This window comes from Vallitalea pronyensis, assembly GCF_018141445.1.
GTDB lineage: Bacteria > Bacillota > Clostridia > Lachnospirales > Vallitaleaceae > Vallitalea > Vallitalea pronyensis.
On sequence record NZ_CP058649.1, the window covers coordinates 5,896,215 to 5,909,498 of the forward strand.

The 13,284-nt window shown below is 35.0% G+C and carries 11 protein-coding genes; 1 reads left to right on the forward strand and 10 read right to left on the reverse strand.

From position 1 onward, the window contains the following. Nucleotides 1-21: 21 nt before the first annotated feature. From HZI73_RS24635 to HZI73_RS24655, 5 genes are all read right to left on the reverse strand, one after another. The gene (locus HZI73_RS24635; protein WP_212695985.1) at nucleotides 22-774 is read right to left on the reverse strand and encodes an ABC transporter ATP-binding protein; all 753 of its coding nucleotides are present in this window, start codon (nucleotides 772-774) and stop codon (nucleotides 22-24) included. Nucleotides 775-784: 10 nt separating this feature from the next. Further along, nucleotides 785-1,555 carry an ABC transporter ATP-binding protein gene (locus HZI73_RS24640; RefSeq protein WP_212695986.1) on the reverse strand — a complete coding sequence of 257 codons (771 nt, stop codon included), beginning with the start codon at nucleotides 1,553-1,555 and terminating at the stop codon, nucleotides 785-787. Then, a complete protein-coding gene (locus HZI73_RS24645; protein ID WP_212695987.1) occupies nucleotides 1,528-2,358 on the reverse strand; it encodes an ABC transporter permease in 831 nt (276 codons plus the stop codon). Before HZI73_RS24645 ends, HZI73_RS24640 begins: the two co-directional genes overlap by 28 nt. After that, on the reverse strand, nucleotides 2,359-3,150 hold the full coding sequence (locus tag HZI73_RS24650) for an ABC transporter permease (protein WP_246552273.1): 792 nt from the start codon (nucleotides 3,148-3,150) through the stop codon (nucleotides 2,359-2,361). A gap of 163 nt (nucleotides 3,151-3,313) precedes the next feature. After that, nucleotides 3,314-4,522 (reverse strand): ABC transporter substrate-binding protein, encoded by a 1,209-nt coding sequence (locus HZI73_RS24655; RefSeq protein WP_212695988.1) that lies wholly within the window; start codon nucleotides 4,520-4,522, stop codon nucleotides 3,314-3,316. Between the two features lie 305 nt (nucleotides 4,523-4,827). Between HZI73_RS24655 and HZI73_RS24660 the strand changes: the two genes are divergently transcribed. After that, a complete protein-coding gene (locus HZI73_RS24660; protein ID WP_212695989.1) occupies nucleotides 4,828-5,757 on the forward strand; it encodes a sugar-binding transcriptional regulator in 930 nt (309 codons plus the stop codon). A gap of 77 nt (nucleotides 5,758-5,834) precedes the next feature. On the opposite strand, the gene HZI73_RS24665 is transcribed toward HZI73_RS24660, so the two are convergent. From HZI73_RS24665 to HZI73_RS24685, 5 genes are all read right to left on the reverse strand, one after another. Further along, the gene (locus HZI73_RS24665; protein WP_212695990.1) at nucleotides 5,835-7,028 is read right to left on the reverse strand and encodes an anaerobic nitric oxide reductase flavorubredoxin; all 1,194 of its coding nucleotides are present in this window, start codon (nucleotides 7,026-7,028) and stop codon (nucleotides 5,835-5,837) included. A gap of 208 nt (nucleotides 7,029-7,236) precedes the next feature. After that, a complete protein-coding gene (locus HZI73_RS24670; protein ID WP_212695991.1) occupies nucleotides 7,237-8,856 on the reverse strand; it encodes an extracellular solute-binding protein in 1,620 nt (539 codons plus the stop codon). A 31-nt stretch (nucleotides 8,857-8,887) separates the two neighbouring features. After that, nucleotides 8,888-9,751 (reverse strand): carbohydrate ABC transporter permease, encoded by an 864-nt coding sequence (locus HZI73_RS24675; protein WP_212695992.1) that lies wholly within the window; start codon nucleotides 9,749-9,751, stop codon nucleotides 8,888-8,890. A gap of 12 nt (nucleotides 9,752-9,763) precedes the next feature. After that, nucleotides 9,764-10,687 (reverse strand): ABC transporter permease, encoded by a 924-nt coding sequence (locus tag HZI73_RS24680; protein WP_212695993.1) that lies wholly within the window; start codon nucleotides 10,685-10,687, stop codon nucleotides 9,764-9,766. Nucleotides 10,688-10,909: 222 nt separating this feature from the next. Beyond that, complete coding sequence (locus HZI73_RS24685; RefSeq protein ID WP_212695994.1) at nucleotides 10,910-13,132, reverse strand: helix-turn-helix transcriptional regulator; 2,223 nt, start codon at nucleotides 13,130-13,132, stop codon at nucleotides 10,910-10,912. Between the last annotated feature and the right edge of the window lie 152 nt (nucleotides 13,133-13,284).

Below are 13,284 nucleotides of genomic sequence, written 5' to 3' on the forward strand. Positions count from 1 at the left end.
TCTCGTAGGTTAGCAAACTGTTTACCACCACTTAATCTGCTCCGTAATGTACTCCCTTATCTTCACAAATTCTGGATCTGTAAAATCTCTAGGATGTGGTAAATCAATCTTTACTTCCTCTTTTATCGACGTTGGTTTATTTGAAAGAATCAAGACTCTTTCAGCTAAGTAAGTAGCTTCTTCAATATTGTGTGTAATAAATACAACTGTTGTACCAAGCTCTTTCCATATCCTCAAGACTTCAGCTTCAAGATAGAATCTCATCTTTATATCCATTTGACCATAAGGTTCATCCATCAATAGCAAATCAGGATAGGTAATAAATGCTCTACCAATAATAACCCTTTGAACACTACTAACAGACATCTGACTTGGATAGGAACGTCTAAATTTTTCCAGGCCCAAGAGTTTTAACATTTGTTCGACTCTTTTTTTTATTTCATCCTTTGGGTATCGCTTGATTTTAAGTCCAAATTTTAAATTGTCTTCAACATTCAACCAAGGTATTGCTGAAGGCTCTTGAAAAGCAAATGACAAACTATGCTGTTTGGGATCTGCAGGTTCACCATCAATGTATAATTCTCCTGATGATGGCTGAATTAATCGTGTTAGCAAATTCAAAAATGTTGTCTTTCCACAACCTGTTGGCCCTACAACAACAACAAATTCGCCTCTTTTAATACTAAAATTCAAGTTTTCTAGAACTTTCAAGGAGCCAAAATTCTTGCTCAAATCACAGACTTGAACTTTTGCTAATTCATTGTTATGCTTCATATAAAACCTCCTAAAGTGCCAAATCTGTATTATCTGATATTATTTTTCTGAGTTCCAAAAATCTTGGATCTGTTGTTTTTCTAGGACGAGGTATATCGATGTTATAGATTTCTTTTACTCTTGCAGGACATTCCGTTAGAAGAATAATCCGGTCACCCAAATACACAGCTTCCTCAATATTATTGGTAACAAATATAACCGTTCTCTTATCCTGCTCCCAAATCCTGGTTATCTCATCTTGCATACTGTATCTTGTTTGAGCATCCAATTGACCAAAAGGCTCATCCATCACAAGTATTTCTGGATTATTAGCATATGCTCTAGCAATACCAACCCTTTGCTTCATACCTCCAGATAACTCATGTGGTAAGTTCTTTTCAAAACCATTTAACCCTACTAAATCAATATATTTCTGTGCCACTTTTTCACTCTCTTGTTTTTTTTGCCCTCTAAACTTAAGACCTAAAATCACATTATCCATGACTGTTTTCCATGGCATTAAACCTAATAACTGAAATACCATTGCAAATTTATTCCCCATATTTTCTTCTGTTAATACATGACCATCGAGTATGATGTCGCCTGAATCTGGTTTAATCAAATTCATCATCATATTCAGTAAAACTGTTTTACCACAATAGCCTGGTCCTAATATAACTAAAAACTCATTATTGTAAACGGAGAATGATACATCTCTTACCACTTCATGTGCTGACTTTTTCTCAACAAACGTTTTTGATATATTATTTACTTCTAATCTTGCTCCCTCTTGTAAGCCCATGGACAAACCCTCCTTTCAATTATTTCAATAATCGCAGACAACAGTGCCCCAACAACACCTATTGCAATTATCCCAACAAAAATTAAAGCAGGATCATAAAATTCCATGGCTCTTTGAACCAAGAATCCAACACCTTGTTTTGCTCCAATCATCTCTGCCGCCAATACAACGCCCCATCCTGCTCCAACAGCATTTCTCAAACCTGCCATGACATTAGGTAAAGATGAAGGTATGGCAATTTCCCATAACAGTTGTTTATGATTGCCTTGAAAGGATTTCCCTACATCAATTAATAATGAATCCACCATTTTTATACCCGTATACGTGTTAATAACGATAGGCATTAATGTACCATAAAACACAATTAATATCTTAGGAAATTCGCCAATACCAAACAACATCACGACTAATGGCAGCCATGCAATTGGAGGTATGGGTCTTATAATCTCAAATAGCGTACCTATGGTTCTTCTAAATGTTCGATTCCATCCAATAAAAACACCTAAAATAATACCAATGATACTGGAAAATAATAACGCAATAAGCACCCTTTTCAAGCTGATACCCACATGCCCAAATAGACCAAGACCACTAATGGGTTCATGAAACAGTAATATAAATCTATTCCACACATCTGATGGTGATGGTGTAACCTCAGAGGCATATCGGGCAGCAAAATTCCATAGCAGGATAAGACCAAAGATGGAGACTACTGGTAAAATGTTAACGATAATATCTCTCAAAGCATAATTGCCTTTTAATTTTTTTCGATTTAAGGTTCGCCTATTTATCCTATTCACCATTTATAACCTCCACCCCAACAATTTCTTTTCTACTTTTTCAAACGTATACGTAAAGAGAAATCCTAAGACACCAATGACAACCATACCTAGAATGATTAAATCTGGTTTTCCAAATTGTCTTCCTAATGTAATCATATACCCTAATCCTGCATTAGCTGCTAATAACTCTGCAGCAACCAATGTGGCCCAAGCATTACCGAGGGCTATCCTAACACCAGCGAATACCATTGGCATAGCAGAAGGTATACCAATCCTTACAAAGCTTTCAAAATTACTGGCACCAAATGTCTTAGCCAAATTTATGAGTACTTGTTTGGATTGTTTTATGCCTGATTGTGAGTTCAAGACACAAGGAACAAAGGCAGAAAAGAAAATAATCATGATTTTTGCAGGATCGCCTACACCTATCCATAGAATTGTTAATGGAATCCAAGCAATGGCAGGTATCGGTCTAAGAAGTTCAAATATGGGTTTGACAATCCTTTCAATGGGTTTGTACCATCCCATTAATAGACCAAGGGGTGTCCCAATTGCAACGCCTAAAAAAAGTCCTGATAATGATAGTTTTAAGCTTTGCAAAATATTGACTTGTAGTGTTGCTCCATCTGGTCTTGTATTACTCAACTTATTAATAAATGTCATCAACACGTCCAAAGGTGGTGCTAATTTTTTGGATGACACCCATCCAGCACGAATGGATAGTTGCCAGAAAAGCAGGAATATTAATACGACGATATAAGGTAATAATGTATCATATAGTTTAAATAGTCTACTATCCGTTTTTTCTTTCATAAAGTTTTTGCGCGAGACAGCCATATACCATATCACACTTCTCCTTTCCTTCTTGATGGTTTCAAGAAAATGACATCAATCACTTTAATTACCCCATACTCTTATGCCATATATGTATTACTTTGGATTGATGTCATGTGAATCTTACATTAAACCCTTGTTCTTAGTTATGTTCTTTATAAATTTCCTCAAGCAATGTGGTATCCCAATATTGAGGTTGAAGTATGTCTTCTACATCTTCATCATCATAATTTCCTATCTCCACGAAGAATTTAAGTGGATCAATGGTCCATTCAACAAATTTCGAATATTCCCCATTCTTACTTGGTGTATTAATAATCTCATAGGCTTCTTCTAATGTATAACAGTCGCTCACTTCAAACATCGTTCTGATTTCAAATTCTGAACTTGTGATGCCGTTGTCTTTGTTCCATTCTAGAAACCATTCAACGGCTTGGTCAAGATTTTCATCGGATTCGTTAATCCAATCAATGGTTACAAAATAGAGTTCCATCCATTTTTTGACCGCATCCCGTTTATTTTTTAATGCAGATGGCGTTGCCGCATAGTTGGTTATTAGGTTAACACCTACATCCCCTGCTCTTATAACAGGTGTAAAATTTTCATTAATATCGTTGTAAGAAAATGCACCCCAAAGTCCTCCGACTTCACATTTTCCAGCTCTTAATGCTGTATTTGTATTTTCAGGTGTCATATGGGTAACAAGGATGTCATCAGCCGTTAATCCAAACTTTTCGATACCTTTAATTAACGTATAATAAAGCGTTGTGCCAACTGGACAGAATACTTCTTGACCTTTCCATAATTCAGCTGTTCCATAGACACCCGGTGAGTCTTCTAATGTTTGCCCAGCTTGAACAATTGGCGAATCATTAGGAGCAAATATCATCAACCCGTCATAGTCTCTTGAACCAGGTCCAATATTGATGATTCCTTGGCCTATGGTACCTGAAATAACGCCGCCAAGACCGTAAAGCCCAACATCACATGATTCAGATGCCATTGCTTCAACCATGATAGGTCCATTACCAAACACAATCACATCCGTATCCAAATTTGCATATTCGTATCCACCAAGTTTTTCAATCAAGTGTTCTGTGAAACCATGAGGTGCACCACTTAAGGAGCCAATGATTAATTTTTCATTGGATGAAAGCGGTTCAATGGCACCATAAATTTTACTTGCTAAAGTATCTTCTTTTGATTCCGCGTCATCACTTGCATGATTCTTTGACTCATTGCCTGAATCATGACTTGATTCCGTTTTCTCAGAACGACACGCTGTCAATGAAAATAATAATAAGCAAATAATGAGTAACCCACTAACGACCTTTTTCAACTTATTTTCCATAATAACCCTTCCTTTTCATTTATTAGCATTTGCTTGTTTTTTAGCCTTTGCTTGTTTTTGATTATACGCTCTTTTCTATTAGATGTCAACAAATTTCTAGTAAAATCCTCATTTTATTTAAGCCAATCGCACCTATTATAACAAGCATCCCACCATTTACTTGAACTTTTGTCTATTTATAGGAATTTAAAGAAGCATTTTTTAGTATTTTTAACCAAATTCACCCTAGCTGCTCTTTTAAGCTTGACAAAGCATTTTCTAAGATTTATATTTAATATCTACATACTCTATATAAAGGTGATTAGATGAACGCATCAAAAATAAGAGCAAAAACAAAAATATTAACAAAGATATCCAGAATGTACTATATGCAAAACATGAGTCAAAACGATATTGCTAAGGAACTAAAAATAGGACGATCTTCTGTTGGCCATTATCTGTCTGAAGCAAGGAAACTTGGCATTGTTAAGATTACCATTGTGGATGAAAAAGATAATTTTAGAAATTCAGTATTAGAGAATGAAATGATTCAGCGATTCAATCTTGTGGATTGTTTCATCACCGATGATAAAGATGGCACCATTAGTAATCACCTTGTAGACTACTTGGATGATGTGTTGCCTTATAAAGGTATTCTGGGCGTTGGGGGTGGTTTTACAACCTATAACTTAGGAACAATGTTGCAAAATTCATTTAAGCGACCCAACCTTTCAATCATTCAATTAAATGGGTTTACAAATGATTTTGAAGAGACCAGCATTACCCGGCTTTATGCAAGCGCACTTGACTCAAAACCTTTGTTTTTACCATCACCATTACTGGTTAAGGATATAAAGAGTAAAATAGCACTTGAGAATGACCCATCCATTAAGACAACATTATCCGCTCTAAAAAAAGTAGATACAATCATTACTGGCATTGGTTGCAATAAAACCAATGATAATGCTAAATACTTAAAGGCTTATGATTTCTTAGATATTGACTCTTTGTATAAGAGAACAATAGCGGATATTGGTTTTCACTTTTTTAACGAAAAAGGTGAATTCCCCATTGAAGAAATAGAAGAAAAGATTATCGGTATATCCATGAAAGATTTTTTAGCGACAACAAGGAGAATAGCTATTGTCTACAATTCTAAAAAAGCAAATGTGTTAAAGGTAGCCCTTAAACATCATATTATCAACATTGCTATTACGAATACAAATACAGCAAAAGCTATATTAGATCTGGACTAAACCATGATAGCCTTCTAGAAATTATTATTCTAGAAGGCTATTTTAGTTTTACACAAATTTATTATTTTAGTTTTTGATTACATGGTATGACGAGCTATTGTTTTTCCAAGTTCAATAGCCTGCTCTTTCGTTTCATCTGTTAGGTTCCAATTAACCTTTAATGGTTCTGAGATCAATTCAAACCCAGCATCTTCAAGCATTGCATGTATCTCTTTAGGGGATTCACCACTCCAGCCGTAACATCCAAAAGCAGCTGCTTTCTTGTTCTGGAACTTCAATTCCTTCAAATAGTGTAAGAAGCCCATTAAGGCTCTTAACATACTGTTAGAGACTGTGGGTGATCCAACAGCAATAGCCTTAGACTTAAACACTTCTGCTGCTAAATCGTTATCATCACTTTTTGCTACATTGAAAACTTTCACCACCACTTCAGAATCAGCCATGCGTATGCCTTCAGCAATCATTTCAGCTGTATGCTTCGTACCATTCCACATGGTATCATAGAGGATGGTAATCTGATTTTCTTGGTATTGATCACACCATTGTTGATATTTTTCAATTATTTGCATGGGATTATCTCGCCATATAACACCATGGCTTGTAGCAATGATATCAATATCAAGATTAAGGCTCATGACTTCATCCAATTTTCTTTTAAGGATTTTATTAAAAGGTGTTAAAATATTGGCATAATATTTCAATGCTTCCTGATACAACACACACTGGTCCGATAAGTCGTTGAACAGGTGCTCCGACGCATAATGCTGTCCAAAGGCGTCATTACTAAATAAAATATTATCTTTTGTAAGATAAGTAGCCATACTGTCTGGCCAATGCAACATACGCATTTCAACAAATACCAACGATTTTCCATTACCTATATCCAGTGTATCATCTGTTTTCACCACATTAAAATTCCAATCCTTGTGATATTGTCCCTTCAAAGATTTGACCGCATTGGCTGTACAATATATAGGTGTATGGGGTATTTTCTCCATGAGTTTTGGTAAAGAACCGCTATGATCCATTTCACCGTGATTGATCACAATATAATCAATGGTATTCAAGTCAATTTCAGATTCCAGATTTTGAACAAATTCATCTGCATAGGGCAGCCAAACGGTATCAATCAATACATTTTTCTCTTCTCTTATTAAATAGGCATTATAGCTTGAACCGTTGTAAGTGGAATACTCTTCACCATGAAATTTGCGTAATTCCCAATCAATTTTACCCACCCAATCCACATTATTCTTAATTAATTTTTTCACGTACAATCCTCCTTATTATTCTATCTCTACTATTGTATAGACGAATGCTTGAACTAATCTTTAATTTATATCTTAGATTATATCATATATTTTGTCTTAGTAAACAGCACCCTATTCCCGAAAAGAATCCTTCCTCCAACACCATCTATCCTCATGTATAATGCGTAAAAAAAGAATCTCTCATTGAGATTCTTCTTTTATCGATGTACTATCTGTTGTAAGCGGTGTTTTGAATGTCCAGAACTTCTTCAATACCTAACTCTTTTAATTTCGCAATATAGTCATCCTTTGTATCATCAATAGATTTTACACCTAATATCCAAAGTTGCCTTTGTTCATCTACATAAGATTGTATAGGTGTCAACAATTCATTGACCCTTGCCTGTTCATCTGTTGTAAGGTCAATAAATGGTGCTTCAGCAGCAAGAATACCTGCATTGATGTACATATCCATACCTTCAATTGCCACTTCAGTGACCCATTGTTTTTCATATTCAAAATCTTGATGGAAAGACCAACCGAACTGAATACCACGTTTACGCAAATGGGATAAAACATTGTCCTGACTCAAGGTTTCTTCGGTAAACATGGGTTTCCCATCTACCATGGTATAATCTTCTCCTTCAACACCAAAGTTTGCTAAAATTCTTCCCTCTTCTGAGAACAAGAAATCAAGTGCTTTCATTGCTGCCACAGGGTCTTTCGTCGTAATACCAATTGCACCACCACTACTGTTACCTGAACCACGCTTTTTATTTGCGGTCACAACGCCTTCTTTAGTTGCCGGGGGTAATATTGGCATAAAGCTAAAGCCCGGAATGTCATCTTTCAATTTCTCATTATAGCTGGATGTACTACCAAACCAGTCCACGGTGGACCCACCCGTATTATTACCAAGTAAAATATCTCTCGATTTACTTCCCCTTGTAAATATCTCCGCATCAATAATGCCTTCCTGATACCAAATGGATAAGTGAGTCATGGCTTCCAGATATTCTGGTTGATAGGCACCATATACAATTTTCCCATCTTTTTCATAGAAGCCGTTTCTTGCCCCCCACATGCATGTAAGCTCATCTTGTAAAACAGCATCTCCCCTTGCAAAGAATGGTATTTCATCTGACGGGTCACCATTTCCATTTGCATCTTCGGTTTTAAAGGCTAATAATACATCATGGAATTCATCAACCGTTGTGGGTACTTCAAGACCAAGGTTATCTAACCAGTCTTGGCGTATAAAGAATCCAGTGGCAGCTGTACCACCACTTTGACCAGGAATCATATATATACTCCCGTCTGGTGATAGTGAACGTTTATAGGCTAGTGGTTTTTCCTCAAAGAATTTCTTAATATTTGGGCCATGTTCCTCAATGAGGTCGGTCAATTCTACAAATGCTCCATCCTGAGCATCTCTCATAATATTCTTTCTTGTATTAAAGATAAGATCCGCCAATTCCCCTGAGGCTAGCATAAGGTTATACGCCTGCTCACCATCCGTTGCTGTATCACTCAGAAACCCTTTAAGATCAATATTAGTTTTTTCTTTAAACACAGGTACTATTGCCCATTCTTCATTAAAGGTATCTCCCCAGTTCCAACCTGAATAACCAAATACGGACAGCTGTGCCCCTTCTTCTACATAATAACTGGGATCATTTTCTTGGTCTGTTTCTTCATTGTCTTTATCTGTTTCCTGGTTTTCTTCTAGCTTACTACCTGATTCAACCCGCTCTTTCGTCACTTCTTTTGAATCCTTCTTCGTATTGCCACATCCCACAACCAAAACCATCAGTACACATACAAAACCCACATACATTAGCTTTTTCATAACACTACCTCCATTTTCTATTATAAATTATTTACCCTTTGATTGCACCTACCATCATTCCTTTGGTAAAATATTTCTGAATGAATGGATAGATAATCATCATGGGGATAATTGATACCATGATTGTTGTATATATAAAGCTTTCCAAAGACATGTTTACACCCAGATCCATATTTTCCGTTAAATAGGTCATCTCCACAATCATTTTCTTTAAGATAACTTGCAAGGGAACCTTTGAAGAATCTCTAAAGATAATCATGGCCCAAAAATAGCCATTCCAGCGGCTTATGGCATAAAACAAGCCGATTGTTGCTATTGCTGGTTTTGATAAAGGTAAGAATAGTCTCACCAAAACATAAAAATCACTAGCTCCATCAACTTTTGCTGCTTCCTCCAGTGACTTTGGAATACTTTGAAAAAATGTGCGAAGCAAAATAAGATTAAAGGTGGAACAAGCAAAAGCTATAATAATTGTTATTCTTAAATCCAGTAAATTCAATTCTCTTAGATTCAGATAAAAGGGGATAATACCTGCATTTAGCCACATGGTGATAATCACAAAAATATTGATATATTTTCTCCCAGGTAAATCTTTTTTGGATAATGGATAGGCACCTGCAATGGTCACTAAAAGATTAACCAACGTACCTACTAAGGTATAAAAAATGGTATTTCTATACCCTAACCAAATGGATTCCTCATTAAAAACTGCTTGATAAGCATCAAAGGTAATATCAATGGGAAATAATACTACTCTACCCGAAGTTACCGCATCACCTGCACTTATGGATGCTGATAGAACATAAATAACAGGATATAAGGTTGCTATTGCAACCAAGGTTAGCAAGATATAGTTGAACACTTGAAATATTTTTTCGCCTCTTGATAATTTCATGAACTTCCCTCCTTACCACAACGATGTATCGGACAATTTTTTACTTGTAAAATTGGCAATAGAGACTAACACAAGTGAAACAACTGAATTAAACAACCCTACAGCTGTTGCAAAGTCATATCTTGCTTCTTCAAGACCTAATCGATACACATAAGTTGATATCACATCCGCTGTACTGTACGTTGCAGGTTGGTATAAGAGTATAATGGATTCAAATCCTACATTTAACATGGCTCCAATTCTAAGGATTAACATGATGGTAATGGTTGGTAGAATACCAGGAAGTGTCACATGCAGTGTCTGTTTAAGACGACTTGCTCCGTCAATTTTAGCCGCCTCATATAGTTCTTGATCTATCCCTGATAAGGCGGCAATATAAACAATGGCTCCAAATCCAGCGTTTTTCCAAATATTCATCCCCGTAAAAATCCCTCTAAAATATTTAGGATCAATTAAAAAGTAGATTTTTTCGAATCCTAACCACGCTATAATCGTATTGACAATACCTGTACTTGGGGACAAAAAGTTAGTCACCATACCTGCAATAACAACAATGGATATGAAATGAGGCAGATAGGTAATCGTCTGGACCGTTTTCTTAAATAATTTATGCTTTACTTCATTGAGAAGCAGCGCTAAAAGAATAGGAATAGGGAATCCAATAATGAGACCATAGACATTAATAATCAACGTATTCCAAATTTTTCTGGGAAACTCCCCATTAGAAAATAATAATTCGAAATGTTTTAAACCAGCCCATTCACTTCCTTGTAAGCCTTTGAAGACACTGTAATCCTTAAACGCAATCTGCAATCCCCATAAAGGTCTATAGACAAAAAAGATATAGAACAAGATAACGGGAACGAGCATGACGTATAATTGCCACCTTTTCAATATTGATTTTTTAAAGTTATTTTTCTTAATGGATATTGACATATTTTTCAACCACTCCTTTTTTTCCATGGATCAATATTCTAGATGACTGACGGTGCTTACTTGCATTCATCATATAGTAGACTATTGCATAATTCTATGGTCAAAATTAACATCTGCACTTCTGTCATTATACAGGCTTGAAACCCTTGATTATAAAGGTGTGCATAAAAAAAAGACAATATTGAAATTCCTAGTAATTTTCAATATTGTCCATTTCTCTATTTACTGATTATCTTTTTTAAACTTTCCTGGTGTGGTGTTAGTTACTTTTTTAAACCCTCTAGTAAAACTGCGTACATTGCTATAACCTACTTTTCTAGCAACGGTTTCAACGTTATAATCCCTAAGCAATTTTTTTGCTTCATGGATTCTAATGTTCATAATGGTTTCAAGAATACCTTCGCCGAATTCTTCTTTGTATAATTTTGAAATATAAAATGGATTCATTCCAAATTCATCACCTATAATTGAAATATTAAGGTTAGGGTTCATATATTTACTTTTTATATAATGATGAATACCTATAATAAACTCGTTGGTTGTATCCTTGTTTATGGTACCTAATAATTGAATCATGTCTATCACGTCATTTTTAACCTGTAAATAACTATGGTGATGTAATTTATCGTCAAACCAATTCAGCTTATCAAAAATTTCATCCTCCATGTGCACATTTAAGTAATCAAATAGCCGAATAAGCATACCATTCAATTGCATTAAGAACAATCGCACCTGTCTTGGTGAAATTGTATCTGTTTTAAAGCATTGGTCAAAAAGTAAATCTACTTCTTTTATGGCATGTTGCACATCACCCTTTTTCAACCATTTCTTTAACTTAATCTCTACTTCGTCCAGCCCCAATGTTTTATTGGATTTTAAACGACTTTTAATGGAGGTATATTCGATGATATCAACCTCTCCAAGTATATATTTAAAATCAAGTATTTCAACAGCTTCTTCATAGGCTATGGAAATAGTTTCCTTATTTGCATGTGCTTCACTGAGTACAAGGGTTAATGATAAGCCTAATTCATCGTCCATATACCCTAAGCCTTGTTTTAACCCATCAATAATCCTTGCATAATCCTCATTGCCTTTTAGAGACTCATAGTTCACGATGCCAACCAGCAATTGTTTATACTCAACGAGATGGATGGTTCCCATATGAAGAAGGCATTCATTCCATATATTTTGTATGACAAACTGAACCAACTCATTATTTTGCTGATTAAATATGGACGCATCAATCTCATTAATAATGATAATACCTACCAAAAAATGATCATACAAAAATGTATTGCTCTTCGGTTCATGTATATTATCACTTCCACTTAATCGTTTTTTCAGATACTCTTTATGGTAGACTTGATCTTGTTTAGAGATCAGGTTCAATGCATCATTATAATCAGAAAGCAATAATTTTATGGATTCATCAATGACTTCAAATTCATTTACCCCAGAGACTTTATTTTTATTTAGGCGATTAATGATTTTGCTAATAGGTCTATAATTGCCTCTTATGGTCAAATACCCTACCACAATACCTAATAATAAGTATATCAGCATCCCTAATAACAATATAAGGCTAAAACGTTTTGATTCTAAGTCCAATTCATCTTTTGAAATAGCATACACATATTTAAAGCGAGACACATCCGACTCATCAAATGCAATATAATACGCCTTACCGTCACTATTTGTATAGAGCATATTATTTGTATCTCCAAAATTAAATCCTTTGAAATCTAACGTTGTGTCAAAGTACTTTGAACGATATAAAATAGCATTGTTCTGCGATAGAACAAAAAAATCCCCACTAAGTTCCGTATCATTAACGATGCTCATAGCTAATACCCTTTCAGTGTCTATGGATTGATAAACATTACCTTTCAAGTCTCTTCCAGAGTAAATAGGTAAGGTTGTTATATAAATAAGTTTATGATCTTCAACAAAATAGCGGTTATGTCTTCTTTTTAATAGATCTAACCAACTCAGATATGTATAGTTGTCGCTCTTAAGATCAAAGATGTAGAAATCTTCCGTACTCCTAAAATTTCTGGCACCAACGATTGATTCCATAGATTCAATATAAATGTAGTATTCATATAAATAATCATAACCAAAAGTATACTGATTCAACTCTTCTACAAAATTATTAATAGACCATCTTTCCTCTGAAGATAAGGGATATGAGAATCCTATCATTTGGATCAGACGGTTATTATTGATTGTTTTCATTCTAAGGCGAGTCATCTCATCCAAAATATCATCGGTGCTTTTTTTAAAATGGGATAATAAGATATGATTTGTTTTATTGACTTTTTCTACAATTCTATCATTTGCATGGTAGCCCATAACGGCACTAAATATAATTGGTAACATAATGAGAATGCTCATTGATAGAATCATTCTGACATAAATAGATTTTATCCTTACTCTTTTCATGTTTTTGACCTCATTAATCCGTATAGTTTAGAATTAGAAATGATAGTGGTATTTCTTTCGCATAAACTACGCTTCATATTGTATGAAAGAAGCATCTATTTTCTTAGAACTCTGTCATCATTATATCACATATCATCACGTTAACTGAGCAA